At 58.1% G+C, this 26,708-nt stretch carries 27 protein-coding genes and 3 pseudogenes; 7 read left to right on the forward strand and 23 right to left on the reverse strand.

Annotated features, from left to right (window positions below; translation table 11 throughout):
- Positions 1-40: 40 nt before the first annotated feature.
- The 11 genes and pseudogenes from LN050_02530 to lexA all read right to left on the reverse strand — a co-directional run bounded on the left by LN050_02530 (position 41) and on the right by lexA (position 10,558).
- Positions 41-931 (reverse strand): aminotransferase class IV, encoded by an 891-nt coding sequence (locus LN050_02530; protein UFS56750.1) that lies wholly within the window; start codon positions 929-931, stop codon positions 41-43.
- Entirely contained in the window at positions 928-1,851 is a 924-nt protein-coding gene (locus LN050_02535; protein ID UFS56751.1) for a DUF2520 domain-containing protein, read from the reverse strand. The genes LN050_02530 and LN050_02535 overlap by 4 nt, the downstream gene beginning before the upstream one ends.
- 13 nt (positions 1,852-1,864) lie before the next feature.
- A pseudogene (locus tag LN050_02540) lies at positions 1,865-2,568 on the reverse strand (glutathione binding-like protein).
- Between the two features lie 78 nt (positions 2,569-2,646).
- Positions 2,647-3,906, reverse strand: coding sequence for an acyl-CoA dehydrogenase family protein (locus tag LN050_02545; GenBank protein ID UFS56752.1), 1,260 nt, complete (start codon positions 3,904-3,906; stop codon positions 2,647-2,649).
- A gap of 29 nt (positions 3,907-3,935) precedes the next feature.
- The gene (locus LN050_02550) at positions 3,936-5,036 is read right to left on the reverse strand and encodes a phosphotransferase family protein (GenBank protein UFS56753.1); all 1,101 of its coding nucleotides are present in this window, start codon (positions 5,034-5,036) and stop codon (positions 3,936-3,938) included.
- 25 nt (positions 5,037-5,061) lie between these two features.
- Positions 5,062-5,784 (reverse strand): Crp/Fnr family transcriptional regulator, encoded by a 723-nt coding sequence (locus LN050_02555; GenBank protein UFS57300.1) that lies wholly within the window; start codon positions 5,782-5,784, stop codon positions 5,062-5,064.
- Positions 5,785-5,895: 111 nt separating this feature from the next.
- Positions 5,896-6,675, reverse strand: a complete 780-nt coding sequence (locus LN050_02560) for an enoyl-CoA hydratase-related protein (protein UFS56754.1) — start codon at positions 6,673-6,675, stop codon at positions 5,896-5,898.
- On the reverse strand, positions 6,672-8,165 hold the full coding sequence (locus LN050_02565) for a 3-hydroxyacyl-CoA dehydrogenase (protein ID UFS57301.1): 1,494 nt from the start codon (positions 8,163-8,165) through the stop codon (positions 6,672-6,674). Before LN050_02565 ends, LN050_02560 begins: the two co-directional genes overlap by 4 nt.
- Before the next feature lie 243 nt (positions 8,166-8,408).
- Positions 8,409-9,434: a D-2-hydroxyacid dehydrogenase family protein gene (locus tag LN050_02570; GenBank protein UFS56755.1), complete on the reverse strand. Its 1,026-nt coding sequence runs from the start codon at positions 9,432-9,434 to the stop codon at positions 8,409-8,411.
- 70 nt (positions 9,435-9,504) lie between these two features.
- Positions 9,505-9,699, reverse strand: a complete 195-nt coding sequence (locus LN050_02575; protein UFS56756.1) for a hypothetical protein — start codon at positions 9,697-9,699, stop codon at positions 9,505-9,507.
- Positions 9,700-9,892: 193 nt separating this feature from the next.
- Complete coding sequence (gene lexA, locus LN050_02580) at positions 9,893-10,558, reverse strand: transcriptional repressor LexA (GenBank protein UFS56757.1); 666 nt, start codon at positions 10,556-10,558, stop codon at positions 9,893-9,895.
- Positions 10,559-10,684: 126 nt separating this feature from the next.
- On the opposite strand from lexA, the gene LN050_02585 reads away from it, so the two are divergent.
- On the forward strand, positions 10,685-11,794 hold the full coding sequence (locus LN050_02585; protein UFS56758.1) for an asparaginase: 1,110 nt from the start codon (positions 10,685-10,687) through the stop codon (positions 11,792-11,794).
- Here LN050_02585 and adk read toward each other — a convergent pair.
- From adk to LN050_02615, 6 genes are all read right to left on the reverse strand, one after another.
- The gene (adk, locus tag LN050_02590) at positions 11,763-12,416 is read right to left on the reverse strand and encodes an adenylate kinase (GenBank protein UFS56759.1); all 654 of its coding nucleotides are present in this window, start codon (positions 12,414-12,416) and stop codon (positions 11,763-11,765) included. The two genes, LN050_02585 and adk, sit on opposite strands and share 32 nt — an antisense overlap.
- A 178-nt stretch (positions 12,417-12,594) precedes the next feature.
- Positions 12,595-13,398 (reverse strand): 3-deoxy-manno-octulosonate cytidylyltransferase, encoded by an 804-nt coding sequence (gene kdsB, locus LN050_02595; GenBank protein UFS56760.1) that lies wholly within the window; start codon positions 13,396-13,398, stop codon positions 12,595-12,597.
- Positions 13,399-13,400: 2 nt separating this feature from the next.
- Entirely contained in the window at positions 13,401-13,595 is a 195-nt protein-coding gene (locus LN050_02600; protein UFS56761.1) for a Trm112 family protein, read from the reverse strand.
- 35 nt (positions 13,596-13,630) lie between these two features.
- A complete protein-coding gene (gene lpxK / locus LN050_02605; GenBank protein ID UFS56762.1) occupies positions 13,631-14,653 on the reverse strand; it encodes a tetraacyldisaccharide 4'-kinase in 1,023 nt (340 codons plus the stop codon).
- 74 nt (positions 14,654-14,727) lie between these two features.
- Positions 14,728-15,207, reverse strand: coding sequence for a biopolymer transporter ExbD (locus LN050_02610; protein UFS56763.1), 480 nt, complete (start codon positions 15,205-15,207; stop codon positions 14,728-14,730).
- A gap of 8 nt (positions 15,208-15,215) precedes the next feature.
- Positions 15,216-15,869, reverse strand: coding sequence for a MotA/TolQ/ExbB proton channel family protein (locus LN050_02615; GenBank protein ID UFS56764.1), 654 nt, complete (start codon positions 15,867-15,869; stop codon positions 15,216-15,218).
- A gap of 280 nt (positions 15,870-16,149) precedes the next feature.
- On the opposite strand from LN050_02615, the gene xseA reads away from it, so the two are divergent.
- Both xseA and LN050_02625 read left to right on the forward strand, forming a co-directional pair.
- A complete protein-coding gene (gene xseA, locus LN050_02620) occupies positions 16,150-17,466 on the forward strand; it encodes an exodeoxyribonuclease VII large subunit (GenBank protein UFS56765.1) in 1,317 nt (438 codons plus the stop codon).
- A 170-nt stretch (positions 17,467-17,636) separates the two neighbouring features.
- Positions 17,637-18,217: pseudogene (locus LN050_02625) on the forward strand (superoxide dismutase [Fe]).
- Positions 18,218-18,363: 146 nt separating this feature from the next.
- Here the strand turns inward: LN050_02625 and LN050_02630 are convergent.
- The 3 genes from LN050_02630 to LN050_02640 are packed head-to-tail and all read right to left on the reverse strand — an operon-like array spanning position 18,364 to position 20,888.
- The gene (locus tag LN050_02630) at positions 18,364-18,690 is read right to left on the reverse strand and encodes a TIGR03643 family protein (protein UFS56766.1); all 327 of its coding nucleotides are present in this window, start codon (positions 18,688-18,690) and stop codon (positions 18,364-18,366) included.
- 15 nt (positions 18,691-18,705) lie between these two features.
- A complete protein-coding gene (locus tag LN050_02635; GenBank protein UFS56767.1) occupies positions 18,706-20,265 on the reverse strand; it encodes a deoxyribodipyrimidine photo-lyase in 1,560 nt (519 codons plus the stop codon).
- Positions 20,262-20,888, reverse strand: coding sequence for a formylglycine-generating enzyme family protein (locus LN050_02640; protein UFS56768.1), 627 nt, complete (start codon positions 20,886-20,888; stop codon positions 20,262-20,264). The genes LN050_02635 and LN050_02640 overlap by 4 nt, the downstream gene beginning before the upstream one ends.
- Before the next feature lie 211 nt (positions 20,889-21,099).
- Between LN050_02640 and ylqF the strand changes: the two genes are divergently transcribed.
- A complete protein-coding gene (ylqF, locus tag LN050_02645; GenBank protein ID UFS56769.1) occupies positions 21,100-22,032 on the forward strand; it encodes a ribosome biogenesis GTPase YlqF in 933 nt (310 codons plus the stop codon).
- Positions 22,033-22,075: 43 nt separating this feature from the next.
- On the opposite strand, the gene LN050_02650 is transcribed toward ylqF, so the two are convergent.
- The gene (locus LN050_02650) at positions 22,076-22,621 is read right to left on the reverse strand and encodes a hypothetical protein (GenBank protein ID UFS56770.1); all 546 of its coding nucleotides are present in this window, start codon (positions 22,619-22,621) and stop codon (positions 22,076-22,078) included.
- A gap of 74 nt (positions 22,622-22,695) precedes the next feature.
- Between LN050_02650 and LN050_02655 the strand changes: the two genes are divergently transcribed.
- On the forward strand, positions 22,696-23,328 hold the full coding sequence (locus LN050_02655; protein UFS56771.1) for a histidine phosphatase family protein: 633 nt from the start codon (positions 22,696-22,698) through the stop codon (positions 23,326-23,328).
- Positions 23,329-23,338: 10 nt separating this feature from the next.
- Here LN050_02655 and LN050_02660 read toward each other — a convergent pair whose 3' ends face one another.
- A complete protein-coding gene (locus LN050_02660) occupies positions 23,339-24,049 on the reverse strand; it encodes a haloacid dehalogenase type II (protein UFS56772.1) in 711 nt (236 codons plus the stop codon).
- 92 nt (positions 24,050-24,141) lie between these two features.
- On the opposite strand from LN050_02660, the gene LN050_02665 reads away from it, so the two are divergent.
- Together LN050_02665 and LN050_02670 are read left to right on the forward strand one after the other, a co-directional pair.
- Positions 24,142-24,837 carry a glutathione S-transferase N-terminal domain-containing protein gene (locus tag LN050_02665; GenBank protein UFS56773.1) on the forward strand — a complete coding sequence of 232 codons (696 nt, stop codon included), beginning with the start codon at positions 24,142-24,144 and terminating at the stop codon, positions 24,835-24,837.
- Positions 24,834-25,960, forward strand: a pseudogene (locus tag LN050_02670) (NADH:flavin oxidoreductase/NADH oxidase). The gene LN050_02665 and the pseudogene LN050_02670 overlap by 4 nt, the downstream one beginning before the upstream one ends.
- Positions 25,961-25,977: 17 nt before the next feature.
- On the opposite strand, the gene LN050_02675 reads toward LN050_02670, so the two are convergent.
- Positions 25,978-26,706, reverse strand: coding sequence for a GntR family transcriptional regulator (locus LN050_02675; GenBank protein UFS56774.1), 729 nt, complete (start codon positions 26,704-26,706; stop codon positions 25,978-25,980).
- Positions 26,707-26,708: the final 2 nt, after the last annotated feature.

Below are 26,708 nucleotides of genomic sequence, written 5' to 3' on the forward strand. Positions count from 1 at the left end.
AACCTGCTTAACCTACTTAACCCGCTTGGTCGGTTAAGGTTTAAACCCGGCTGGCTTCTTTGGCCAGCTGGTAGCGCTGGTACAGCTCCTGGTAGATTGGGCCTGGTGTGCCACTGCCAACCGCTTGGCCGTCCAGTGTGGTGACAGGTAACACCTCTTTGGTGGCAGACGACAGCATCAGCTCGTCTGCATTCAACACCTCCGCCTTGGTGATGCTGCGCAACTCAAACCCTATACCTGCGTCTGCGCACAGCTGCTCTATGAGACCGTAGCGTATACCCTCCAAGACAAGGTTGTTTTTAGGCGGCCCCATGACCACACCGTCTTTTACCACCCACACATTGCTGGCGGCGGCCTCACTCAGGTGTTCGCCCCTGAACATGACGGTTTCAAGCGCACCTGCGTCGGCACTGATTTGGCGAGACAATACCGCGCCCAACAACGACGTGCTCTTGATGTGGGCTTTCTCCCACCTGAAGTCAGATGCGCTGACGCAGGCTACGCCTTGCGTGCGTTGGTCGTCTGTGGGCATGCTCATGGCGCCCACCATGACAAATACGGTGGGCGTGATGTCGTTGGGCATTACGTGGTCACGCATGGCCACACCCCGCGTGATTTGCAGGTAAATGAGGTGGTTGTCGCTGGCTGGCGCGTCAGCGTGCAGCACCAGACTGTGGGCAATGTCACGCCACTCGTCGCGTGTGTGCGGATTGTTGATGCGCATTTCAGCCAATGAGCGCTCCAGGCGCTGCATGTGCTGGTCAAAGCGGAACAGGTGCTGCCGGTACACAGACAATACTTCGTATACGCCGTCACCAAACACAAAGCCTCTGTCCATCACGCTGATGTTGGCTTTATTCAGTGGCAATACAGTGCCGTTCAGGTAGCAGGGCGTGGCAGCAATACGGCTTAGGTCTGAGGCGGTGGTCATGGTGTGTGGCTTACAAAACTATGGGGTTCATGTGGTGCGGCGTTGCTATCGAGTAGCGCACTCAACTGGCTGATATGCTGGGGCTCAAGTCGCTGTGACGCAGCCAATAAGTGTAGCTGGCGCTTGGCCACTTGTTGGTACAGCAAACTGGCGTCTGCCCCCACAGTGGCTAGTGCCTTCAAGTGCTGGCTGACCACGCCAGCGTCACCGCGCGCCACTGGCCCTGCCACTGCGCCTGCCAAGCCTTTGGCCTGTATGCTGGCGATGGCACCGGCACCAAGCGGCAGCAGCGCCTTTAATGCCTGGTCGATATCAATACCCGCTTCACGCCACAGCGTGGTGGCCTCAGCCAGCATGGACACCAAGGCGCTCGCTGCGTAGCCCGCGCCTGCGTGGTATAGCGCACGCTGGCCACTGGCGATGGGAAGCGGCTTCAACTGCAGGCTATGTGCCAGTGTGTTTGCCTGCGCCCATAGCGTGGCAGCGTGCTGGGCGTTGGCCTGTACCTCTATGCCTACACTGCTGCCGGGCAATTGTTGCAGCGCAACTTGTGGCTGCGAAAAGATTTGCAAAGGGTGAAAGCCAATAGCGCCGCTGCATGCGTCAGCGCCTAACGCCCCGAGCTCGGTGGCACCGCTGCAATGCAGCGCCACTTGGTGTGGCTGCCAATTGACTTGGCTGGCCGCGTGCGCAATGGCGTCGTCACCCACGGTAATCCACACCCAGTCGGCCAGCGCGATTGCATTGGTTGACAGCGGCCCCAGGCCTTGAAACCCCAACGATTGCTGCGCATCAAACATGCGCATTGATTGTGGGTTACCCACATAGCCCAATACGGTGTGGCCGGCTTGGCGCATGGCTGCCGCCAAGGTGTTGGCCAAGCGGCCAGGGCCTACAAAGGCATGTTTGATGTCTGACACGTTGGGCAATGACTTAACGCTTGGCGTACTGCATTGATCCAAATAACGCCTGGGTAGCCTTGGTGTCTGTCAGTGGTACGCGTGCGCTGGCCAGTACCTCGACGCCTCGCTTCACGGCGGGGCGCTCACCAACGCGGTCAAACCATTCTTTAAGGGCAGGGTAGTCGGCCCAGTCAATGCCCTGGTTTTTCCAGCTCCGAATCCAGGGAAATGTGGCTATGTCGGCAATGCTGTATTGGTTGCCTGCTATGAACTTGTTGCTTTGAAGCTGCTTGTTGAGTACGCCATAGATGCGCTTGGCCTCGTTGGTGTAGCGGTTGTATGCGTAGTCAATTTTCTCGGGTGCGTATATACGGAAGTGATGGGCCTGGCCAGCATGGGACCTACGCCGCCCATTTGAAACATCAACCATTGCAAGGTCTTGAACTTGGCAGCGTCGCTCTTGGGCATGAACTTGCCAAACTTGCTGGCCAGATACACCAAAATTGCGCCTGACTCAAACAATGAAAAAGGCTTGCCGTCTGGCCCCATGCTGTCCACCATGGCGGGTACTTTGTTGTTGGGGCTGATGTCCAGAAAGTCAGGCTGGAATTGGTCGCCGCTACCAATATTGACAGGGTGGGCTTGCCAGTCTTTGCCAAGGCGCTGACCGCATTCCTCCAGCATGATGTGTACTTTGTGGCCGTTGGGCGTGGCCCATGAATAGATATCGATCATTGGGTCTCCTTGCGATACAAATAACAATGCCAGCATTGTGCAACAACGCTGGCATGTTGGACGAGCGCAAGTTTGAATTCAGCTGCCGCGTGTCACCGGCATGTCAACCTCTTTGGGCACCAGCATGTGCTTGGCAAGCTCTAATTTGGCGACAGCTGCGCGGTGTACTTCGTCTGGCCCGTCAGCCAGGCGCAGCGTGCGCTGGTTGGCGTAAGCGTAAGCCAGTGGGAAGTCGTCGCTCACACCCGCGCCGCCGTGAGCCTGTATGGCCCAGTCAATGATTTGCAAAGCCATATTGGGTGCCACCACTTTGATCATGGCGATTTCAGATTTGGCCACCTTGTTACCAACGGTGTCCATCATGTAGGCGGCCTTGAGCGTGAGCAAGCGTGCTTGCTCAATCATGCAGCGCGCATCTGCAATGCGTTCGTGCCACACACCCTGGGCGGATACTGGCTTGCCAAACGCCACGCGGCTGTTGAGGCGTTTACACATCAGCTCCAGTGCGCGCTCGGCAATGCCAATGGTGCGCATGCAGTGATGAATGCGGCCTGGGCCAAGGCGTCCCTGGGCAATTTCAAAGCCACGGCCTTCGCCCAGGAGTAAGTTGTCTACCGGCACACGTACGTTGGTCAGTGTGACCTCCATGTGGCCGTGAGGTGCATCGTCGTAGCCAAAAACGGTGAGCGGACGTATCACCTTAATGCCGGGCGTATTGGATGGCACCACAATCATGGACTGCTGTTGGTGGCGTCCGGCCTCAGGGTCTGTCTTGCCCATTACGATGTAAACCGCGCAGCGTGGGTCACCTGCGCCCGAGCTCCACCACTTGCGACCGTTCAATACGTAGTGATCACCATCCCGCTCAATGCGGCATTCGATGTTGGTGGCGTCAGATGAGGCAACGTCAGGCTCAGTCATCAAAAACGCTGAGCGGATATCACCGCGCAGCAATGGCTCTAGCCACTTGTCTTTGATGGCTTCGCTGGCGTAGCGCTCCAGGGTTTCCATGTTGCCGGTGTCGGGTGCCGAGCAGTTGAACACTTCGGCGGCAAATGGTACGCGGCCCATGATTTCGCACAAAGGGGCGTACTCCAGGTTTGACAGGCCTTCAGGTGCGCGCTTGCTGTGCGGTAAAAACAGATTCCACAAACCTGCTTCACGCGCTTTGGGCTTGAGGTCTTCAACAATTTGGGTGGGTATCCACGCGTTGCCATTGGCGCGGTTGTTGGCAATCTCGGTGAAGAAGCGCTCTTCATTGGGGTAAACGTGCTCGTCCATGAAGGCCAGCAAGCGCTGGCGCATACCTTGTACTTTGTCTGTGTAATCGAATTGCATGGTGTTGTCCTTTTTTGACGGAGAGCGAATCAGTGGTTGTGATGTTGTTGGGCGAATTGCCACGCCATTTGGGCCAGTGGCTTTGCGCCAGCTGCAGATGATTGGGCTTGTGCGCTTGAGGCGGTGCCAGCCTCTACACGTTTGGCAATGCCTTGCAAGATGGCGGCCAGCCTGAACAGGTTGTACGCCAAATAAAACGGCCAGTCGGCATGCAGCTGCTCAGGTGTGACAAAGCCAGTGGCCTCACAGTATTTGGCAATGTAGTCGCGCTCTAGTGGTATTCCCAGCGCAGCGTGGTCTAGTCCGCCTATGCCTCTGAAGGCGCCGGGCGGAATATGCCATGACATGCAGTGGTAGCTGAAATCAGCCAGGGGGTGACCTATGGTGGACAGTTCCCAGTCAAGCACGGCAATGATGCGTGGCTGCTGGGCGTCAAACATGAGGTTGTCCAAGCGGTAGTCGCCGTGCACCACGCTGATCAGGCTGGCGTTGCGTGCAGTGTCTGGCAGTTGCTGCGGCAGCCACTGCATGAGCTTGTCCATTTCTGGAATATCCTGGGTGACAGATGCCTGATACTGCCTGGACCAACGGCCAATTTGGCGTTCAAAGTAGTTGCCAGGCTTGCCGTAGTCAGACAGGCCCACAGCGTTTACGTCGACGCTGTGCAGCTTGGCGAGCACATCGTTCATTGCCCAATAAATCGGTGCGCGTTGATCTTTGCTGAGGTCTGGCAGGCTTTGCTCCCACATCACACGGCCTGGCATAAAGTCCATGACGTAAAAAGCGCGGCCAATGACAGACTCGTCTTCACACAGTGCGCCCATTTGAGGCACTGGTACGTCGGTGTTGGCCAGCGCGCTCATCACGCGAAACTCGCGTTCAATGGCGTGGGCCGATGGCAGCAGCTTGGCCACAGGGCCTGGTTTGGCGCGCATGACGTAGGTGCGCGCAGGTGTGATGAGTTTGTAGGTGGGGTTGGACTGTCCGCCTTTGAACATTTCTATGTCTAAAGGGCCTGCAAAGCCGGGCAGGTTGGCATGCAGCCATTGCTCAAGTGCGTCGGTATTGATCTGGTGCGCAGCGGATACCGCGCGTGTGCCTGTGAAGGCTTCCTGTGCGGCGTCGCTCATGAAGCCTCCCTGGTTGCGGTGGTGCTCAGTCGTCGTCTGCTTCTATGAGTTGCATCAGCGCTGCGCGGTCGCGCACAATCAAGCCCGCTTGCTCCACGCGAATAATGCCCTCGCGCTCCATGGACTTGAGCTCCTGGTTCACACGCTGGCGAGACGCACCCAGCAGCTGCGCGAGTTCTTCTTGCGCCAGTTGCAGCCCAATACGCACTTCGCTGGGGTTGTTCAGGCAAGGCATGCCGTAGCTGCGGCTCAGGTGAATGAGCTGCTTGGCCAAGCGCGCGCGCAAGGGCAGGGTGTTGAGGTCTTCCACCAGACCAAACAACTGGCGAATGCGGCGTGCTTGCAAGCGCATCAGCGCTTCGTACAACTCGACATGCTGGGACAAAATCTTGAAGAAATCCGCGCGCGCCACGCACAGCAGGGTGGTAGGCCCGTGGGCATAAGCGTCGTGTGTGCGAGCGTCCCCATCGAACAGCGACACATCGCCAAACCAAATGCCTGGCTCCACATAGGTGTAGGTGATTTGCTTGCCCGTAATAGACGTTGAGCTCACCCGTGCCGCGCCCTTGGTCACGGCTATCCATTCGCTGGGCACATCGCCCCTGGCGCAAATCAAGTCGCCGTCTTTGTGTCGTTTGACGTAAGCGCATCGCAGTATGTCGTGTCGCAGTGATGGTGAAAGGCTAGAGAACCATCGTCCTGAGTTGATGGCCTCGCGTTCGTCCATGGTAAGAATAGGCTCGTCTATCATGTGTCTTATCTGTGACTAGTTGTGGTTAAAAGCCGCTTGTTTGCGGGTTTGTAAGGGTTTGTCTGGGCTTTGTCGCCAAGGCGATTGTGCGTTGTCGCATCTGTGCTTTTATTTGTAGTGGGGCGTGCGTTTTTCCAGAAATGCATCAATACCCTCGCCGCCATTGATGTGGTGCAGGTTGCGTACAAAGTGTTTCTTCTCGGCATTGAGGTGTGTGGTGAAGTTGGTGTCCGGTGCATCGTTCATCAGCTCTTTGATGCTGGCCATTACATTGGGCGCGCGCGCATTGAGCATGGCGGCGGCTGACAACGCTTGGCTGAGCGCCTGTCCTGGCTGCGTCAAATGCGACACCAGACCCCAGCTGTGCATTTGAGCGGCTTGTACGGGTGCGCCACTTAACAGCATGTGCATGGCTGCTGCGCGCGGCAGCGCACGCGCCAATACCCAGGCGCCGCCACCGTCAGGCGACAAGGCCACAGAACTGTAAGCCATCACAAACCTGGCGTCATCCGCCGCGACCACCATGTCACAAGCCAAGGCCAATGACACGCCGGCACCAGCCGCTGCGCCTTCAACGGCGGCCAATACGGGCTTGGGGAAGTTGCGAATGCACTCTATAAACGTGTGCAAGGCTTCAATGCTGTCCTCCTGCACTTTTGGCGCTTGCGCCCGATTGGCCTTTAAGCGGTTCAAGTTGCCACCGGCACAAAAATGCTCGCCTTCGCCTGTGATGATGACGGTGCGTATGTCGCGGTTGGCTTCGGCGGCATTGAGCGCCTCAATGCCAGCCGTATAAATCGCTGGACCCAAGGCGTTTCTGTACGGCGGATTTGAAATGGTGAGTACCAGCGTGGCGTCAATTTGCTCAGCCAGTAAGCGCGTGCTCATAAGCCTGACTCCACGTGCCTCAGGCTAAGCCCCAATGCACCACGACGGCGCAACCACGGGCTGGGGCGGTAGCGCGGGTCGCCGTACACAGTTTGCAGGTTGAACAAGATTTCAAGCATGTTGGTAGGCCCAATGGCGTCGCCCATAGCCAAGGGCCCCAGTGGGTAGCCAAGGCCTAATGTCACGGCCAAGTCCAGGTCTTGCGGTGTGCAAACACCTTGCTGGCACATGTCGGCCGCGATGTTCACGATGGTGGCAACCACGCGCTGGGTCACAAAGCCACCGCTGTCACGTATCACGCTGACCAGTTTACCGTCTGCCGCAAACAAGGCGTGTGCGGCATCGCGCATACCGTCGCGCGTGGCGGGGTTGGTCGCCAACACGCGGCGCTTGACGTTGGCGTCCGGCAGCATCATGTCTATGCCTATCACGCGCGTGGCGTCATGTTGCTCAACAGCGGCCAACGTGGTGACATCCATACCCAAGGGCGCGACCACAATCAAGGCCTGCTCGCTGGGGGCTTGGCCAGTTTCAATGTTGGCGCCCAGGTTTTTAAGCAGCTGGTACAGCTCTTGCCGGCGCGCCGCTTTGGGCGATACCCAAACAGGCGGCAGCTTGGCAACCACTGGCACAGGCGGCTCTGGTGGCGTGATGACTGTGCCGTTGGGCTGATTGTCCTGATAGGCGTAAAAGCCAGCACCTGCTTTTTTGCCCAATACACCGCCGGCCAGGCGCTGCGCCGTAATCACGCTGGGCCGGTAGCGTGGTTCCTGGTAGTACTGGTTGTACACAGACTCCATCACCGGGTGGGACACATCCAGCGCGGTCAAATCCATCAGCTCAAATGGGCCTAGGCGAAAGCCCATTTGGTCTCGCAAAATGCGGTCAATGGTGGCAAAGTCAGACACGCTTTCCGACACGATACGCAAGGCTTCTGTGCCATAGCCGCGCCCAGCATGGTTCACGATAAAGCCGGGTGTGTCTTGGGCTTGCACGGCGGTGTGGCCCATGGCTTTACTAAAGCTGTGCAAACGCTCGCAGGTTTGACTGCTTGTTTTGAGGCCGGCAATCACCTCTACGACGCGCATCAGCGGCACTGGGTTAAAAAAGTGGTAGCCCGCGAAGCGCTCGGGCTTTGATAAACCAGCGGCCACTGCAGTCACCGACAAGGATGAGGTGTTGGTAGCCAGCACGCACTGTGCATCGACAATGCTTTCCAGTTGGGCAAACAGTTGCTGTTTGACATCCAGGCGCTCAACAATGGCCTCAACAACCAGCTGACTGGGTGCCAGTGCGTCAATGCCATCTGCAATGCCGATGCGGCTGGCATATTGAGTGGCTTGTTCTGGTGACAGCTTGCCCTTGGCTTGCAGCTTGGCCCAGGTTGCAAGAAGCGCATCGTGCGCTTTGGCAGCCGCGCCTGCGCCCACGTCAAAAAGCAGGACTTGTGCGCCAGCTTGTGCTGCCATTTGCGCAATACCTTGTCCCATGGCACCTGTGCCAACAATGCCTACGGTAAAAAAGCCGTGGTCTTGCGCCGCAGCCCCTGATGTGCTGGCAGTGGTTTGATGGGCGTTGGCTGGTGATGTCATGGGTTTGTGCGGTCGCTAAAGGTAATGAGGCATTGACGTGAACGTAAGCGTCAGTATCAACGCGTCATATTACAGCCTACTGCCAGTGCAGCTGTGTGCCGTGATCAGAAAATGTGGTTGGCGTGCCAGCAGCGCCGCGTGTTAGCGGCGTAGGGACAGCGCTTGCGGGTTCAGCGGTGTAATGGCTTGCCCGGATGCAAAGGCATTAACCGTGTTGAATGCGGCTTGATAGTCGGCTTGCATGGTGTCAATTTCCACATTGCTGATGTGCGGGGTGCAAATGCAGTTCTCCAGGCGCAACAAGGTTTGCCCCGGCGCGGGTGGCTCGCTGTCAAACACGTCAATAGCGGCCAAGCCCGGACGGCCTCTGTTGAGCGCGGCGACCAGGGCATCTGGTTCTATGAGCGACGCTTTGGCCGTGTTGACCAATAGTGCAGTGGGCTTCATGCGGCTTAAGTCTGCCAAGCTCAGCACACTGGGCGAACTGTCGCTACAGCTGGGGTGCAAACTGAGTACGTCGCAGGTATCCAAAAAATGTTCTTTGGTGTTGGCAACCTCAAAACCCTGTTGAGCCGCAAAGCTGCGTGCTTCTGTGTTACCCCAGATCAGCACATGCATACCAAAAGCGCGACCGTAGCCGGCAACCAGATAGCCCACGCTGTTGTGTAGCTGCGCCATATCGTCTGTCCACACGCCCAGTACTTTGCCGCGCAGTGAACTGCCTATGCAAAAGTTATCCGGCATGGCGCGGGCCTTCATGCCCGACTGCTGCCACGCGCCGTGCTTGAGGTGAGACACATAGTGGGGAATCCGGCGCACGCTGGTCATGATCAGCCCCCAAGCGAGTTCAGCGCTAGCGTGTGGTGCGTCTGTACCCGCACACACCAAAATGCCGCGCTCGGTGCAGGCGTCTATGTTGATGTTGTCTGTAGCTGCGCCGGTTTGCACCACCAGGCGAAGCTTTGGCAGTTTGTCGACTAGGGCCTTGGTGATGTTGGTACGCTGGTGGGTGAGGACAACCACTTCGGCGTCGCGCATACGAACGGCCAATTGACCCACGCCCTTGACGTTGTTGGTGTAGACCTTGGTAAGGTGCTCGTCGAGCAAGGTGGCACAGGGGAGTTTTCGGATGGTGTCTTGGAAGTCATCAAGAATGGCAATATTCATACGCGACATTGTGCCCGCTGCGGTGCATCAATGTGCCGACTACTGAGTTGTAGGGGACGGTTTTTTGCGCTCAGGCACAGGCCTCTAGCGCGGCCATTCGGCTTAATTCTGCGCATACATCTGCGAAGCGACCCGTGAGCACCATGCGCCCGGCCACTGGCCTGTGGCCACCCACGCTGCGCATACGTACATTGCCAGGCAACTCAATGCCTGGGCCTACGGGGCTGTTGGCTGCGTGCAGTGCGTGTGTGCCCACGTGTGCCATGGTGACGGTGTTGGTGTTGGTGTTGTGTTGTTGGTGTTGTCGCGGATGCGCTGCGGGAAAACAATGATGTTGGAGCTCATGGTGGTAGTCCTGGACGAATGGGGTGGGGTGAAACAGTGGTTTATTGGCTTTTTTTGTAGAGGCTATGGGTCGCTGTGGCCAACAGGTGCAACGTTTGGTGGCAATGTGGCGTTTAGTTCAGTACCGTGTTGCGTATCAGGCCAACGGCCAAGCCTTCTATGTCAAACAATTCATCTGGCTGCACCACAATGGTTGAAAAGTCGGGGTTTTCAGCGCGCAGTTCAATATGGCTTGCGTGTTTGTAAAAGCGCTTGACGGTGACCTCGTCGCCCAAGCGGGCCACGATAATCTGGCCGTTGCGTGCATCGCGTGCGGTTTGCACCGCCAGCAAGTCGCCGTCCAGGATGCCGGCGTCTCGCATGGACATGCCTCTGACTTTCAGCAAGTAGTCGGGCTGCTTTTGAAACAGGCTTGTTTCCAGCTGGTAGCTTTGCTCCACGTGCTCTTGCGCCAAAATAGGTGAGCCTGCAGCCACGCGGCCAACAAGTGGGAGCATGAGCTGGTTAAAGCCCGTCATGGGCAGCATCATTTGGCGTTGTGGGCTGTCGTTCATGTTGCGCAGCGCGTCGCCTCTGAGGCGAATGCCGCGTGACGTGCCACTAACCAGTTCGATAACGCCCTTACGGGCCAAGGCTTGCAGGTGTTCTTCGGCGGCGTTGGCAGACTTGAAGCCCAGCTCAGTGGCAATTTCTGCACGTGTGGGTGGCGCGCCGGTTTGTGCAATGGCGCGCTGAATGATGTTCAAAATCTGTTGTTGTCTGTCGGTAAGCTTGGCCATGATTGAGACGCTTTCTGAGCTGGTAGGTGGTAACAAGTGTTTTAACCGAGTAGGTGGTGATGTACTGGTTGTTTAAACACCTGTTTATTCAAACAGTGACTGTATTTTTAAACAGGAAAATAAATAATGCAAGCGTTTTTTTCAAGTGCAGCCCAAGCTGTTGATTGTTCTGGCTATATTGCCGTTCTTGGCACTGGCGGCACCATCGCAGGCTCGGCGAGCAATGGCGCAGACCATGTGGGCTATACCGCTGGCACGGTGTCTGTAACTGAGCTGGTTGGCGACTTGGCCGGTACTGTTCAAACGGCAATGGGCGCAGGCGTACGCGTACAGTTTGAGCAAGTGGCACAAATTGACAGCAAAGACGCCGATTGGCCGTTTTTGTGGAAGGTGGCGGCTGCCACAGCAAGGGCTTTGGCGCAAGCTGATTGCCAAGGGGTGGTGATCACTCACGGCACCGATACCCTGGAAGAGACGGCTTGGTTTTTAGCCTGTGTATTGGGTCAGCAAGTGGCACAAAAGCCCGTGGTGCTGACATGTGCCATGCGCCCCGCCAGTGCCTTGGTACCCGATGGGCCCCAAAACCTGGTCGATGCCTTGACACTGGCCACATACCCCGGCGCGTGCGGTGTGCAAGTGTGTGTGGCGGGTGCCAGTTGGTCTGCGCAAAGCGTGCAAAAAGTCCACCCTTACCGCTTAAACGCTTTTGACGGCGCAGACGTGGGGCCTGTGGCCTATATAGAGGCTGGCACAGTGCGTCCAGTGACCGCGCTGACAGCCTTGCCGCATGACTATGACTACAGCCAAGCCAAAGCCTGTTTGGCCCAGGTCGTTGCTGGCCATGCCGTGCCGGCGCAACCGTGGGTGGAGTTGTTGGTGCACACCAGCGCAGCCAATGAGCAGCTCGTCGGCGTGCTGCGTCAGGCGGGTGTGGCGGGTCTGGTGGTGCAGGCCACAGGCAACGCTACGCTCAATGCGCATTGGTTGCAGTCGCTGCAGGCTTGCATACAGGCGGGCGTGCCCGTATGGTGTGCCACGCGCTGTCAGTCTGGGCAATTGGTAGCATCTGCATTGCCAAGCAGCACTGATGGCGCCCAAAAGAAAGCCCGGCTGACACCGGCAACCCTTTCAACGCTTGCAGGTTTGCCGTTTGTACCGGGCTTGTCTGCGGTCAAGGCCCGCATCAGCCAGATGCTGTACCTGCTTACGCCAAGGCAGCAAACGCGCGCTGGGTAATTTCGTCAACACCGCCTGTGCCGCTGATGGCGCGGTAGGCTGGCGCGTTGCTGGGATCTTGCTTGGCCCAGTCTGCGTAGTAGTTTACCAATGGGCGGGTCTGCTCGTTGTACACCTCCAGGCGCTTGCGTACGGTGGCTTCTTTATCGTCTTCACGCTGTATCAATGGCTCGCCGGTCACGTCGTCAATGCCGGCAACTTGGGGCGGGTTGAACTTCACATGGTAGGTGCGCCCGCTGGCCACGTGGGCACGGCGTCCGCTCATGCGCTCAATGATGGCGTCGAACGGCACGTCAATTTCCAGCACAAAGTCCAGCTTTACGCCAGCGTCTTTCATGGCCTGTGCCTGAGGAATGGTGCGCGGGAAGCCGTCAAACAAAAAGCCATTGGCGCAGTCGTCTTGTGTGATGCGCTCTTTAACCAATCCAATGATGATGTCGTCGCTGACCAAGCCGCCAGAGTCCATGACCTGCTTGGCCGCAACACCCAGGGGGCTGCCCGCTTTGACGGCGGCACGCAGCATGTCGCCGGTGGAAATTTGGGGAATGCCGAACTTCTCGCAAATGAAGGTGGCTTGTGTACCTTTACCCGCGCCTGGGGCGCCCAACAAAATCAGTCTCATGGTGTTCTCGCTTAATTGTCAATTGGGGGGCGCTCATCCGTTTTGCTGTGAGTCACCGTTTTAAGTATGTTGCGCCTAGGCAGGACCTACGGGCTTATTCGCGTGAAGCATAGCATGCAAGCCCTTGCGTAGGCTTACTGGCCATGAAAATGCTTATTTGTCATTTGAAAACATGGTGTTATAGCGCTTTCCACAACTCCCTGACAGCCAGTAAATCCGTGGGCGTATCCACGCCAGGACTGGGTGGGCCTTGGGTAATGTGCACCGCGATTTTGTAGCCATGCCACAGCACACGCAGTTGCTCCAAAGACTCACACACCTCAACCGGGGCCATGGCCAGCTTGGGGAACTGGCGCAAAAAACCGGCGCGGTAGGCGTAAATGCCCACATGGCGCAAAGGCTTGGCCATATCTACAGCCTGGGCTTGGAAGTCTTTGGCGTCGCGCGGCCAGGCAATGGGCGCGCGGCTGAAGTACATGGCTGTTTGAGCGCGGTCTAACACCACTTTCACGATGTTGGGGTTTGAAAACTCAGCTGCGGAGTGAATGCTGTGGGCGGCGGTGCTCATGACACAGTCTGGGCGCTCTATCAGTGTGTGCGCTACCGCATCAATCAGTGCGGGGGCAACCAGTGGCTCATCACCTTGCACGTTGACCACGATGGCGTCATGGGCCAAGCCCAACAAGTCGCAGGCCTGCGCCAGTCTGTCGCTGCCGCTGGGGTGGTTGACGGCGGTGAGCACGCTGGCCACTGCGTGTTGCTCGCATGCAGCCACAATGCTGACGTCGTCTGCGGCCACCACCACTTGGGTGGCTGTGCTTAAAGCTGCGCGCTGCGCCACACGCACCACCATGGGCGCGCCGTGAATATCAGCCAGGGGTTTGTTGGGCAAGCGGCTGGAGGCCAGCCGTGCAGGTATCAGTACGCAAAAGGCCGTCTGTGCCTTGGCGGTTGCGCTTGCAGTGGTGTCTTGCGCGGCCATCTTCAGTGCGCAGGCAGTGCATCAATCTCGTCGTCGCTCAGTGTGCGGGCCTGGTCTTCCAGCATGATGGGAATGCCATCGCGTATGGGGTAGGCCAAGCGCGCGCTGCGAGAGACCAGCTCAGTTTTGTCTGCATTCATGCGCAGCGGACCTTTGGTCACTGGGCACACCAACATATCGAGTAATTTGCTATCCATGGCGCAATGATAGTGGGGAAGTGGGAGTAGCGTTTTCAGCCTGGCGTGTTGGGGTGTGCAAGCTGGGACATGCACTGGTCAAAGGTGGTCCAAAACGCGGTGGGCAGCTGTACGGACAAAGGCGCGACCCACATATTGAGTTGCGCGGCATCGGGGCGCGCACGCAATTTGACCGCGTCTTTCGCCGTGCAAATAGTGGGCAAGTCCGGGTTTAGGCCAAAGCTGTAGGGCCAGGCGCCGTCAAGTGCATCGTGGTCTGCCACCAGGGCTGTATGCGCCACGATGAAGCCTTGGCTGCGCAGCATGGCTGCAAACGCTTGGGGCTTGGCAATGCCGGCCAGTATTTGCACCGTGTCACCAGCAACAGGTACTGCACAGGACGCCTTGTTGGGCAGCAGCGGGTGCAGCTCACCCAGCACGCGCAGGCTTGCAAACACTGGATCGCCGGGGTTGAGGGCGTCTACCGTTGGTGCGCTCACGCCGTTTTGCACCACCAGGCAGTGCGCTGCGGCTTGCTGCTCAGCGCGGCGTGGCCAAGGCTCTCGCAGCAAGCCAGCGGGCAAGAGCTGACCGTTGCCAGTGGCGCGCTCGTCAAACACCACAATCTCTATGCTTCTGGGCAGGGCGGCGTGTTGTAGTCCGTCGTCACTCACAATGACGTTGACTTCAGGGTGTTGTGCCAGCAGATGTTGCGCGGCCAACAGACGTTGGCTGTGTACGCAAACCGGTACTTGCGTGAGCTCAAACAACAGTTTGGGCTCGTCACCACAGCTTTGGGCCGAACTGCCGGCGTTTACCAGCGTGGGTGTTGAGGCCAGGCCACGCTGGGCGTGTGCCGGGGATGTCGCCTTGTAGCCTCTGGCCACAATGCCTGGGCGCATGCCTGTGGCTTGCAAGTGTGCCACTACCGCTGCGACCACCGGCGTTTTGCCAGTGCCGCCTACCAGCACATTACCGACTACGACAACCGGAACCAGCAGCGCTTGGCGCTTGGCCAAGCTGTTGCTGTGGGCGCGTTGCGCCAGCCATGCGTAAAGCCAAGCCACTGGTCTTGTCATGACTGACCACCAGCCGCGTCGACTGGCTTGCGCCAGCCACCAATGGACCAGCCTGGTCTGCAACTGCTTACTCACTATTCACCGCGCACAGTGCGGGTTGCAAACTGCAGCTGGTTGAGGCCAGCCAAACGCGCGCCTGACATCACGTCTACCACCGCTTGATGGGGCGCGTTGCCGTCTGCAGCTATCACCACGCGCACATCGGCCTGGTTGCCCGCCGCCCTGAGTAAGGCAGCGCCCATGGCGGCAGTGCCACCCTCAAAGCGCTGGCCATTGATGGCGCTGGCGCCTGCGGCGTCAATGCGCACCACGATGGTGGTGATGGCCTGTGCAGGTGAATTGGCCTTGGCCGTGGGCAATACCACGGTCAAGCCGGCCTTGTCGGCGTAAACAGTGGTGAGCATCAAAAACATCACCAACACCAACAACACGTCAATAAACGCAATGAGGTTGATCTCTGGCGCGTCGTGAGCGCTGCCCCCTGCCTGAAAGCCTTGGGGGTTGCCGCTACTAAACGAGGCACCTGGCAAACTATTGGGCTTGGCATTCGACATGGGCTGACTTACTTGCTGGTTGCAGCCTGGGCTGTTTTGCCGGCTGCGCCAGTGCTTTTGCGCACCTGAGTGGCGCGCACTTGCAGCAGTTGCTCAGCGCCCATTTCCAGTTGCATGACAAAAGAATCCACTTTGGCGCGCAAAAAACGCCAGGCCAACAGGGCTGGCACAGCCACCATGAGGCCAAAGGCCGTGTTGTACAAAGCCACTGAAATACCAGCCGCCATGGCAGACGGGTCGGCTTGGCCGCCCACGCCTGCGGCCTGCGCGTTGAACATGTCAATCATGCCTATCACGGTGCCCAGCAAGCCCAAAAAAGGGGCAACGCTTGCAATCGTGGCAATGGCGGTCAGGTGTTTGTTGAGCAAGGCGCTTTGTACGCGGCCCGTTTGCAAGGTGGCGTAGCGCATGGCTTGTTCGTCAGCACCTGCGGCAATGCCGGATGCAAAGATGCGGCCCATCACCGAGTTGTCGCAGACCTCAAGCGCTGGTGCCGCGCCGCCGCTGACCCACGCCTTGATGACGCGCTCTGGCAAACCGGCTGGGGTGATCAGTTCAACCCTAAGCGCCCACAGTCGCTCGCCTATCAGAGCCAAGCCCACAACTGAGCACATGATGAGTGGCCAAATTGGCCAGCCGGCGGCTTGTATGATGCTGATCACGCTGTTCTCTCAGGTTAATGTTGAGACCACTTCACGTTGCATTATCCACGCGCAGGCCAAGGTAACACTTTGGAATTCTCTAATGCTCAGCTTGGCTTTAATTGCACACAATTTCTGTGGATAACTTTGTTGATAAGCCTGCAGCCTGAGTGCTTATGCAGCCTGTTTCTCGCTGTTTGATTAACTTGCACAAAAATTAAGCAACAATTTATTCTTATAAATCAATGATCTCTACGTACTCATGCATTTCTCGAGCTGGTAACAATGGTCTGGCCACGCCATGCCGCCATCTGTGGATGAAAAGCCTGTGAGTGCGGCGGGTTCAGCGCAGTCACCCGTGTGGTCTGTGGGCCATTTGGTGTCTGCCATAGGGCACAGTTTGGCTCAAAGCTTCAACCCCGTGCGGGTTAAAGGCGAAGTGTCTGGTTTCATGCGCGCGGCCAGCGGTCACTGTTACTTCACCCTGAAAGACGGTACAGGTCAGCTGCGCTGCGCCATGTTCAAGCGAGCCGCTTCGTTGTTGGCCCAGTTACCAAAAGACGGCGACACCCTGGAAGTGCTTGGCAAACTGGATTTATACCCGGCCAGAGGCGACTTGCAGCTGATCGTGGAGTCTGTGCGCATGGACGGGCAGGGCGCGCTGTATGAGCGGTTTGTAGCGCTAAAAGCCAAGCTGGAGGCCCAAGGCTTGTTTGACCTTGCGCGCAAAAGAGACTTGCCCGATTGCCCCCGCCATGTTGGCGTGGTGACCTCATTGGGCGCAGCTGCGCTGCGAGACGTGGTCACCACGCTTGAGCGGCGCTCAGCCCATGTGGCGGTGACCATTTTTCCGGCAAGCGTTCAAGGCCAGGGTGCTGCGGCTGAGCTGGTGTCTGCCTTGGCCAAGGCCAGCAATTACATAGACCCGCAATTTGGTGCTTGCGACCTGGTGCTGTTGGTGCGTGGTGGTGGCTCTATTGAAGACTTATGGTCTTTTAACGACGAGCAGCTCGCGCATGCCGTAGCGGCCATGCCCATGCCTGTGGTCAGCGGCGTGGGGCATGAGACTGATTTTTCAATTACCGATTTTGTGGCCGATTTGCGCGCCCCCACACCCACGGCAGCGGCCGAGATGGCTGTGCCACAAACGGCAGCGCTGCTGGCGCAGGTGACGCAGCTAGCCCATGAGTTGCGCTCGGCCGTGGCACTGCAGTTGGACAGACGCTGGCAGCGCTTGGACCGCATGGGTGCGCGCTTAACAAAGCCGGTGCAAACCTTGGGCCTGCAACGTGAGCGCTTGCAATCTCTTGGTTTTGCCTTGCAGCGCGGCTTGGGCCGAGGTGTGGATGTACATAGGCGCAGTCAGGAGATGGCCGCCCACCGGTTGCAGCAAGCTGTCAAGCACCATTTAGACAAAAAAGTGAACTGGTTCAACCAAACCGGTGCACAACTGCAAGGTCTCAACCCGCAAGCTGCGCTGGAGCGTGGCTACGCGTGGGTGCGCCGAAGCGACGGGCAAGCGCTGGCCAGCGCCAAAGATGTGCAAACTGGCGACGCGCTCACCTTGTTTGTGCGCGATGGCGAGCTGGACGTGCAAGTGCAGCGCGCCGGCTATTGACGCCCAGGTGTGTAGCAACAGCCTTGCCGTTTAGGGAAATGGCGCGGGCTGCAGCGCCGCAGCCGTCAAGCATCTAGAATAGGCATTGACGCGTTGAAAAGTGTCACTTTTAGAGCGCTTGACTGGCGATATGCGCCAGCTTTTTACAACTTTATTTCAGGACAAGCATCATGGAACATACACTGCCAGCACTGCCTTACGCCATAGACGCATTGGCGCCTCACTACAGCCAGGAGGCTTTTGAATACCACCACGGCAACACCACAACGCCTATGTTGTGAACCTGAACAACCTGCAAAAGGGCACAGAATTTGAGTCTATGGACTTGGAGTCCATCGTGAAGAAGTCTTCCGGTGGTGTGTACAACAACGCTGCCCAGATTTGGAACCACACCTTCTTCTGGAACTGCATGAAGCCCAACGGTGGTGGCGCACCAACAGGTGCTTTGGCCGATGCCATCAACGCCAAGTTTGGCAGTTTTGATGCCTTCAAGGAAGCTTTTACCAAGTCTGCTGTTGGCAACTTTGGTTCTGGCTGGACCTGGTTGGTGAAAAAGGCCGACGGCTCTGTTGACATCGTCAACACAGGCCCAGCGGGCACACCGCTGACCACGGACGACAAGGCGTTGTTGACGGTTGACGTGTGGGAGCATGCCTACTACATAGACTACCGCAATGCACGTCCCAAGTTTGTGGAAACTTTCCTCAACAGTTTGGTCAACTGGGAATTTGCGCAAAGCAACTTCGCATAACAGCGATAGCCCTGGCAAACAGGCCAGGTAGCGTCATCACAACCCGCTCGGCCTTGGCTGGTGCGGGTTTTTTTATGACAAATACGGCCAGGCCGTGTGTCAGCAGGTGGTTGTTGGCCCGGCCTTGACGGGGGCGCTATGCCTGACTAGGTCAACCTGGCCCGCACGGGGGCGTCGTCACCAAAGGCCGCGGCGGGTATGTCTTCTTGTTCGCCATTGTCTGCACGCAATGTGCCAGTGTGGCGTGGTGTTGCGCCGCGCGCAGCGTGTTTGCTGTGGCGGCCTGTGACGCGGGCGCGCCAGTTCCTGAACGACTTGGCCTTTAGCTCGCGGCGCATCAACTCAATGACTTGCGACTCAGCCAGGCCAAACTGGGCCTCAATGGCGTTGAATGACACCTCATCAGCCCAGGCCAGTTCTATGACTTGCGAAATCTCGTCTGCTGTTAGCGGTTGTTGAGTTGTGTTGTGCATGTCATGTCGCGCGGGTTAAAAGCCAAAGCTTTGTTGTGTGTCTTGGACGCTGTTAACAGGTTTGCGCCGCTGGCCTGTCGCACTGGCCTGTGCGTGATCGCCACTTTGTGACGCGTGTCGTTTCACAATAGCGGCTTTGCCAGCGCGCACGTGGTCTTGTTGACGGTAACTGTACAGGCGTTGCTTGGCCAGTCGTGTGGCCATGTCCAACTCGACAATGGGCGTGGCAATGTCTGCGCCAACGCGCACGCCGCACTGTTGCTGCACTGAAGGCGGCATGCGCCACGGTTCAAAAAGCCATGTGTCTGGTACGCGGCGCATGGCTGGTAGCCAGCGCCGCACAAAAACGCCTTTGGGGTCGTGGTCTTGTGCCTGCTTGATGGGGTTGTACACGCGCGTGGTGTTGATGCCGGTGGTTCCCGATTGCATTTGCAGTTGGCTCCAGTGAATGCCTGGCTCGTAGTCTAAAAACTGGGTGGCCAGCCATGTGCCCACATCACGCCAGTGCAGCCACAAGGGGTAAGCTGCCACCGAGACCAGCATGGCACGCATGCGAAAGTTGATCCACCCAGTGGCTTTGAGCATGGCGACACTGGCGTCCACCATAGGCCAGCCCGTTTGGCCGTTGACCAAGGCTTCAAAGTGGCTTTTGTTCCAGTCGTTTTCGCGCAGACCGTTGTAGCCCTGGTGCATATTGCGCCATTCAATTTCGGGCTCGGACTCCAGTTTTTGAATGAAATGACAATGCCATTGCAAGCGGCTTAGCATGGCATTAAGCCCCAAGCGTTGGTAGGCCGGTATGTCTGCGGCCAGGCCAGACATGCGCACCGCTTGCACCACTTCGCGCATGCTCAGGCAGCCCAGGGCCAAATATGGCGACAGCCTGGAGCATGCCGTAGTGGCCTTGAGCGGTGAGGAAATGCCACCCCGGTAGTGTGCGCTACGCTCACTTAAAAAAGAGCGCAATACAGATAACCCACGTGCGCGGCCACCGCGCTGGCGAAACTGTGGCTCATGTGCCGCCAAGCCTAAATCGTCGGCTCTGGGCAGGGCAGGCAAAGGGGGTAGTGCTGGGCTGGCGACAGCGTCTGGTGCGGGGCCTATCGCTTGCGCCATATGTTGCTGCCACTGCGAAGCCCAACGGCTGCGCACTTGCAAACCTCTCTTGACGCCAAACTGCGGCGTCTCCAGCCATTTGACGCCGGCTGACTGACACCAGGCCCCAACCGCCTTATCGCGCTCAAAGCTGGCGTGGTTGCCGGTTTCCTCGTGGCTTAGCAACGTGCTGATGGCTTGTTGACTGTGCAGCAAGGCCAGCTGTTGCGGTGCGTCACCCACTGCAACATGCAACTGCAAACCGCTTTGAGCCAACTGTTGGCGCAAGTCCGCCAGGCACTCCAGTACAAAGTGGTAGTGCTGGCGCGCCGCATCGGGCTGCGCCCACAGCGTAGGCTCAATGCAGTAAAGGCACAGCACGTGGCCGTGGGTTTGTACTTGTGCCAGGGCCTGCTGTAGCGGCGCATGGTCGGTTGTGCGTAGGTCTCTCTTGAACCAGACCACTTGCCTGGCGCTCATGCGTTGTCCTGCCGTGGGCTTGCTGGCACATTCATGCACCTAAAGCCTATGTAAACAGCGTAAAAGTCTTTGGACTTGAAGGCCTCAATACCGTCTCGCATTTGGCTGGCTGGGTACCACCAGGAGCCGCCCGCTGTTTGGCGGGCCTCATCTCTGGCAGTGGTCGTCCATTCCCATACGTTTGCACCCATGTCGTACAAGCCGTTGACGCCTCTCTTGGTGTGGCCAACAGGTGCCGCCGTGGGCCAGGCGTCTGGCCCAGAGGTGTTGGCACCCAGGCCGCTATGGCCTGTGGGGTAGGTGTAGGTGGTACCTGTTACAAAACCATCGCTGGGCTGCGCGCGTTGCTCTGTGTAGGCCGCTGCTGCCCATTGCGGGTAGGTTGGTAGCTGGCCACCAGCCCAGTGGCAATAGGCTTGTGCCTCATCAAATGTGAGGTGTACGGCAGGCAGTTGTGGGTTGGCATGGGCTTGGCCGTTGGGCGAGCGCCACGTCCAGCCCTTGCGGCGTTGCCAGCCCCCCAGGTATTCAAACCCGCCGCCTTGTTGTTCTGCCAAGCTTACAAAGCCTGTAGCTTCAGCAAATTTGGCAAATGCCGCTATGCTCACCTCCGTGGCGTCCATGCGCGGCGCGGCTGCACTGGCGTGCGTCGCCAACGCGCACAGAAAGGCGCCAAGCAATGGTTTAAGGAATTGAGTGAGCTGCATACCGCCTGCATCATCTCAAGTTGCCCAAAACCTTGCGCCAGGCTGGGTCACCAGCAGCGCGAGGTGGGTATGTCAAAGTGCCGGACAATAAGCGACTTATTTACAGACAGTTGGCAGCAGCGTACTTATGGCGATTCAATGGTTTCCCGGGCACATGCATCTCACGCGCAAAGCGATTGAGGAGCGTATCAAGTCAATCGATGTGGTGATTGAAATGCTGGACGCACGTTTGCCCGGATCAAGCGCCAACCCCATGCTTGCCGAGCTCATCGGTGGCAAGCCCGCCTTGAAGGTGCTGAGCAAACAGGATATGGCCGACCCAGTCCAAACCACCGCATGGCTGGCCCACTACAACGCCATGCAGGGTGTCAGCGCGCTGGCCATAGACACCAGTATGGTCTCACCCGCCAAGGCGCTGATGGAGGCTTGCAAGCTGTTGGCGCCCAATCGCGGTGGCATGGCCAAGCCCATGCGTGTGTTGATGTGCGGTATTCCCAATGTTGGTAAATCAACGCTGATCAACACGCTCAAAGGCAAGCGCGCCGCCAAAACGGGAGACGAGGCGGGCGTCACAAAGCTGGAGCAGCGCATTGTGTTGGCGGATGACTTCTACATGTTTGATACGCCTGGGGTGCTGTGGCCGCGCATTATTGTTGAGCAAAGCGGCTACAACCTGGCTGCAAGCGGTGCCATTGGCGTGAACGCGTTTGACGAGGTAGAGGTGGCGCTTGAGTTGCTGCATTACCTCATACCCCACTACCCACAGGCTTTGCACGCACGCTATTTGATTGACGATGTGCCTGGCCATTGCGACGAAACCTTGCTGGAGGCCATTGGGCGTAAACGCGGTGCTGTGCAAAGCGGCGGGCGCATAGACATGGTCAAAGCGGCCAAACTGGTCATTCACGACTTCAGGGCTGCGGCGCTTGGCCCCATCACCATAGAGACGCCAGAGCAATTTGCACAGTGGCTGGCCAGTGGCAAACAAGCAGACGCTGAGCGGGCCGCCAAAAAACCCCAAAAAGCGGCCAAGCGCAGGACTTCGAAAAAGTCTCGCTGACAGCTGGGGTGAAAGGCTGTCACATGCGCTTGGACGGCGGCGTTTACAAGCTGATGGTTTGTCGCCAGTCCAGTTCTGGTCTGGCAACGTAGTCGGCGATTACCCAAGCGCGCTGGGTACTCAATGCGCCGTCTTGAAATACGTCTAACAATACGTTGATAGAGGGCAAGTCCAGTGCGGCAAAGGGCTTTTTTATACAGGTAATCGTCGCACCAGCGCTGAGCGCGCATACCAAACCAACTTTGCGCCTAGAGCCTGTAGACAGCATGTGCAAAGGCTTGTTGGTGTGAGCATCCAGGTCTAAGGCGCTAGCCAGCGCTTGCGACAGATCGGCCTGCCAGCGCGGGTACAGCACAGCGTGGTGGGCCCAAATGGCATTGGGCGTGTGGTCTAGTGTGTGCTGGGAGGCGTGTGCCCATGAATGGTCCAGGTAGCACACGTCGTGATGAGACGCCGCGATGGCACTTAGAAGTGCCGTTTTGCCCGTGCCCTCATCGCCCACCACAGCCGTTAAACCGGGATAGATGTCTACATCGCGTGTGGGCTGACTGGTAGGCTTAAAGCCCTTAACAGAGGTGAGGATCATCATGCTCTGTATCCTAGCGACTTGGTCGAGGTTAAGTATCAGCCGTGCTGGTCCTTGTTGTTTAGAAAGAGTGCCCAATGCCCTTTATTGCTTTTGCGCACAAGCGCCTAAATGGTTGGCGGTGGTGGTCCGCCTGTGCCTTGTGGGTGGCTGCTGTGTGTAGTGCCAGTTACACATCCGCCAGCGCAGCGCAGACCAATACGGAGAAAACCAGTACAGAGCAAGCTGCCGTTGAGGTCTACATCATGCGTCACGCATTGGCGCCGGGCTTTGGGGACCCCTACAACATCAAGTTGGGAGACTGCAGCACGCAACGCAACTTGAGTGATGCCGGACGGGCACAGGCCACTGCAGCGGGGGAGTGGTTGCGAAGCCAAGGCCTTAGTGCTGCCAATGCGCTGGTGTTGTCCAGCCCTTGGTGTCGCACGCTGGAGACGGCTGAGCTGCTGCAGCTGGGCAGCGTGCGCAGCACCACGGCCTTGTCGTCGTTTTTTCAGAAAGGCTCACAGTCCAGCACCATGGCCGCGTTGTCTGGCCTGTTGGCCAACATCGCTTCAAAACAACCTTCCAACACAAAGGCGGTATTGGTGACCCACCAAGTCGTGATTGCTGCACTGACTGGGCGGGGCGTTAGCAGCGGCGAAATCATGCGCATAGGCTTGGCCCGCGACGGCTCGTTTGAGCGCATTATTGAGCGCCATGTGCCTTGAGCTTGGACGTTTATTGCGCTTCTGAAGCGGCCTGCAGTTGCGCGGCCAGGTCTAAAAAGTCAGTGGCATGGTAGGTGTTACGGCAAGCGCGCGCAGTTTCCTTGAGTATGGCTTGGCCGTACTCTAGAGGGCGCTCAATGTAGGCAGTTTGCAAGCCACAGGCCGCAGCCGCATCCAGGTCGTCCTGATGGGTGGCGACCAGCATCACGTCGCTGGGCTGCACATCAAATGTGGTGGCAACGCCCAGGTAGGTCGCTGGGTCTGGCTTGTAGGCCTTGAACACCTCAGCCGACAAAATACAGTCCCAAGGCAGGCCAGCGTGCTTGGCCATGTTGGTCAACAAGCCCATGTTGCCGTTGCTCAGTGTGCAGATGGTGTGCCGGGTTTTAAGCTGGGTAAGACCCGCTACCGCGTCTGGCCAGGGGCTAAGCCTATGCCACGCGTGGTTGAGGTGCACGCGTTGCGCCTCGTCCAAGTGTTCAAGGCCAAATGCTGGCAACAAGTCGTTGAGTATGAGTCGGTGCAAATCGTCAATGCGCGTCCAGCCCAGCTCGCCCTTGCGTACCCGCTGCATTGCGGGTTGGTAGCCCCCACGCCAGGCCAGCGCAAATGCGCCGGCATCGACCTGTGGGTACAAGGCATTGACTTCGCGGGCAATACTGCCGTGCCAGTCAACAACAGTGCCAAAGACATCGAAAGCCAATATATGCGGTTTGGTCATGGCTGGATTGTGCAACGGTTGAGACAAGCTGTGTGCGGTTAATGGGCTATAAACACTGCTCGCTCACATCGCAACACCCCCAAGGACTTTCCATGCTGAAGTTTTATTACAACGCCGCCCCCAACCCCATGAAAGTGGCTTTGCTGCTGGAAGAGCTGGGCTTGCCTTACGATGCGGTGCCTGTGGATACCCGAAAGGGAGAGCAGTTTGCGCCCGAGTTTTTGGCGGTAAACCCCAACGCCAAGCTGCCAGCCATCACGGATGGTGACGTCACCGTGTTTGACAGCAACGCGTGTTTGCTGTTTTTGGCTGAGCGGGCAGGGCAGTTTGTGCCTGCCGCCTCTGACGGCAAAGCGCGCGCAGACATGCTGTCCTGGTTGATGTTTATTGCCTCTGGCATTGGGCCGTTTTCTGGTCAGTCTGTGCACTTCAGGCATGCTGCACCCGAGCCCAAAACATACGCACTAAACCGCTACGACTTTGAAGCGCACCGCCATTGGGCGCTGATAGATCAGCGCTTGAGCACACACACCTACATGCTGGGCGAGACTTACAGCATCGTAGACATTGCCCTGTGGGGCTGGGCACGCATGCTGCCCTATGTGTTGGGCACTGGTGAGGCGGCGTGGACGCAATACCCCAACGTGAAGCGCTTGTTGGATACCGTAAACGCAAGACCCGCCGCCCAGCGTGCTGAGGCACTGAAAACGCGCCATGCTTTCAAGGCCGAGATGGACGACGAAGCTAAAAAATTCATGTTCCCGCAAAACCAGCGCTTGTCATCATGAGTGACAGCTTGCTATTTACACCTTACGAGCTGTCAAGTCCCAGCGGTGGGTTGCGCTTGGCCAATCGCATTGTGATTGCGCCCATGTGCCAATATGCCGCCGTTAGCGGCGCAGCCAATGACTGGCACCTGACCCATTGGACCAGTTTGCTCAACAGCGGTGCGGCCTTGGTCACGCTTGAGGCGACGGCCGTGACTGAAGACGGTCGTATCAGCCCAGGCTGCCTGGGCTTGTGGAACGATGCTACCCATGCCGCTTTAGAGCAGCACCTGAAGCGTGCCAGAGCCCTGGCGCCAGCCACGCCAGTATGCATTCAGCTAAGCCACGCCGGGCGCAAAGCCAGCAGCGCCAAGCCCTGGGATGGCGGTGCGCTGCTAGACCTGGACAACGGTGGCTGGATCACCAAGGGCCCTAGCGCTGCGCCGCACCTGCCCACAGAGCGCGCGCCCCAGGCGATGAGCCTGCAAGACATTGCCGAGGTGCAACAAGCCTTTGTCGCAGCAGCCAAACGCGCGCAAGACATAGGCATTGAAGCGGTAGAGCTACACGCCGCACACGGCTACTTGCTACACCAGTTTTTGTCGCCACTGGCCAACCTGCGAGACGACTCTTACGGCGGCGATTTTGCTGGTAGAACCCGCATGGTGCTTGAGGTGTTCAAGGCGGTTCGTGCCGAATTTAAAGGTGCTTTGGGTGTACGCATTTCAGCTAGTGACTGGGTAGACGGTGGTTGGACGCCTGAAGAAACCGCACAGCTGTGTGTGTTACTCAAGGCGGCGGGTTGCGACTTTGCGCATATCTCAAGTGCTGGTGTGTCGCCATTGCAAAAAATTGCCATTGGCCCTGGTTACCAGTTGCCTTTTGCACGCACCGTCAAAGCGCACACGGGCATGACCACCACGGCTGTTGGGTTGATCACCGAGGCGCAGCAGGCCGAAGACGCCCTGCAACGCGGCGACGCCGACTTGATCGCGATTGCGCGTGCGGTGTTGTTCAACCCCGTTGGCCTTGGATGGCGGCCGCCCAGCTGGGTGGCCAGGTGGTGGCAACCACCAGCTACTTGCGTTGCCAGCCCCTGCAAGCCCGCCATATTTTTAGCAACCAGGGTGGTGGTCAGCGCTGAGGCGCTGCGCAGACGCCCTAGGTGGCGCTGCGCTCGCGAATGAGGCCAATGAGGTCGGTAAACCGCTGGCCTTGCACCATCACGTGGCAGCGCGCTGCCTGAGCAGCGCGCTTAGCGTCTGCTGTGGTGATGGCCTCGAACAAGTCTCTATGCTCCGACAGCGATTGCTCAATGCGCTTGCTGATTTGTAGCTGCATGCGCCTGTAAGGCTTTAGCCGGTTTTTGAGTTGCAGCGTTTGCTGCTGCAAATACTGGTTGCCGCTGGCCTGGTAAATGAGGTGGTGAAACACCTCGTTGGCACGGTAGTAACTGTTGGCATCACCTTGCCTGGCTTCGTGCTCACACATGGCAACGGCCTGCGCAAATTCGGCGTGCATGGCCGCTGTACTGCGCTTGGCCGCCAGGCTGGCGCACATGGCTTCCAGTTCGGCCATCACCTCAAACATTTCCATCATGGTGCTCACACCCAGTGTTGCGACATAGGTGCCGCGCTTGGGCAATACCTCTACCAAGCCGCTGGCCTCTAGCTGCTGCAAGGCTTCACGCACGGGCGTGCGCGACATGTCAAACAAGCTGGCTATCTCTTCCACATGCAACTGTGAGCCGGGCAGGCGTCTGCCTTCCACGATGTCGTCTTCCAGCTGTTCGCGCACGCGCGTGACCAGTGAGTTTTTAACAGTGCTTGTGGCAGGGCGGTAGGGGGTAATTGCGGTGTCGTCATGGGGACTGTGGGGAGTGGCGTCCAAGG

This window comes from Comamonadaceae bacterium M7527, from assembly GCA_021044545.1.
Taxonomy (GTDB): Bacteria; Pseudomonadota; Gammaproteobacteria; order Burkholderiales; family Burkholderiaceae_C; genus RS62.

Coding starts and splice junctions, on each gene's coding strand:
- LN050_02660 (UFS56772.1), bottom strand. CDS start 24,049: ATGACCAAACCGCATATATTGGCTTTCGATGTCTTTGGCACTGTTGTT.
- ylqF (UFS56769.1), top strand. CDS start 21,100: ATGGCGATTCAATGGTTTCCCGGGCACATGCATCTCACGCGCAAAGCG.
- LN050_02575 (UFS56756.1), bottom strand. CDS start 9,699: ATGGCACACGTGGGCACACACGCACTGCACGCAGCCAACAGCCCCGTA.
- adk (UFS56759.1), bottom strand. CDS start 12,416: ATGAGACTGATTTTGTTGGGCGCCCCAGGCGCGGGTAAAGGTACACAA.
- xseA (UFS56765.1), top strand. CDS start 16,150: ATGCCGCCATCTGTGGATGAAAAGCCTGTGAGTGCGGCGGGTTCAGCG.
- lpxK (UFS56762.1), bottom strand. CDS start 14,653: ATGACAAGACCAGTGGCTTGGCTTTACGCATGGCTGGCGCAACGCGCC.
- LN050_02545 (UFS56752.1), bottom strand. CDS start 3,906: ATGCAATTCGATTACACAGACAAAGTACAAGGTATGCGCCAGCGCTTG.
- LN050_02530 (UFS56750.1), bottom strand. CDS start 931: ATGACCACCGCCTCAGACCTAAGCCGTATTGCTGCCACGCCCTGCTAC.
- LN050_02635 (UFS56767.1), bottom strand. CDS start 20,265: ATGAGCGCCAGGCAAGTGGTCTGGTTCAAGAGAGACCTACGCACAACC.
- LN050_02570 (UFS56755.1), bottom strand. CDS start 9,434: ATGAATATTGCCATTCTTGATGACTTCCAAGACACCATCCGAAAACTC.
- LN050_02560 (UFS56754.1), bottom strand. CDS start 6,675: ATGAGCACGCGCTTACTGGCTGAGCAAATTGACGCCACGCTGGTACTC.
- lexA (UFS56757.1), bottom strand. CDS start 10,558: ATGGCCAAGCTTACCGACAGACAACAACAGATTTTGAACATCATTCAG.
- LN050_02665 (UFS56773.1), top strand. CDS start 24,142: ATGCTGAAGTTTTATTACAACGCCGCCCCCAACCCCATGAAAGTGGCT.
- LN050_02650 (UFS56770.1), bottom strand. CDS start 22,621: ATGATGATCCTCACCTCTGTTAAGGGCTTTAAGCCTACCAGTCAGCCC.
- LN050_02600 (UFS56761.1), bottom strand. CDS start 13,595: ATGGATAGCAAATTACTCGATATGTTGGTGTGCCCAGTGACCAAAGGT.
- LN050_02610 (UFS56763.1), bottom strand. CDS start 15,207: ATGTCGAATGCCAAGCCCAATAGTTTGCCAGGTGCCTCGTTTAGTAGC.
- LN050_02630 (UFS56766.1), bottom strand. CDS start 18,690: ATGCACAACACAACTCAACAACCGCTAACAGCAGACGAGATTTCGCAA.
- LN050_02585 (UFS56758.1), top strand. CDS start 10,685: ATGCAAGCGTTTTTTTCAAGTGCAGCCCAAGCTGTTGATTGTTCTGGC.
- LN050_02655 (UFS56771.1), top strand. CDS start 22,696: ATGCCCTTTATTGCTTTTGCGCACAAGCGCCTAAATGGTTGGCGGTGG.
- LN050_02640 (UFS56768.1), bottom strand. CDS start 20,888: ATGGACGCCACGGAGGTGAGCATAGCGGCATTTGCCAAATTTGCTGAA.
- kdsB (UFS56760.1), bottom strand. CDS start 13,398: ATGGCCGCGCAAGACACCACTGCAAGCGCAACCGCCAAGGCACAGACG.
- LN050_02565 (UFS57301.1), bottom strand. CDS start 8,165: ATGGGACAAGGTATTGCGCAAATGGCAGCACAAGCTGGCGCACAAGTC.
- LN050_02550 (UFS56753.1), bottom strand. CDS start 5,036: ATGAGCGACGCCGCACAGGAAGCCTTCACAGGCACACGCGCGGTATCC.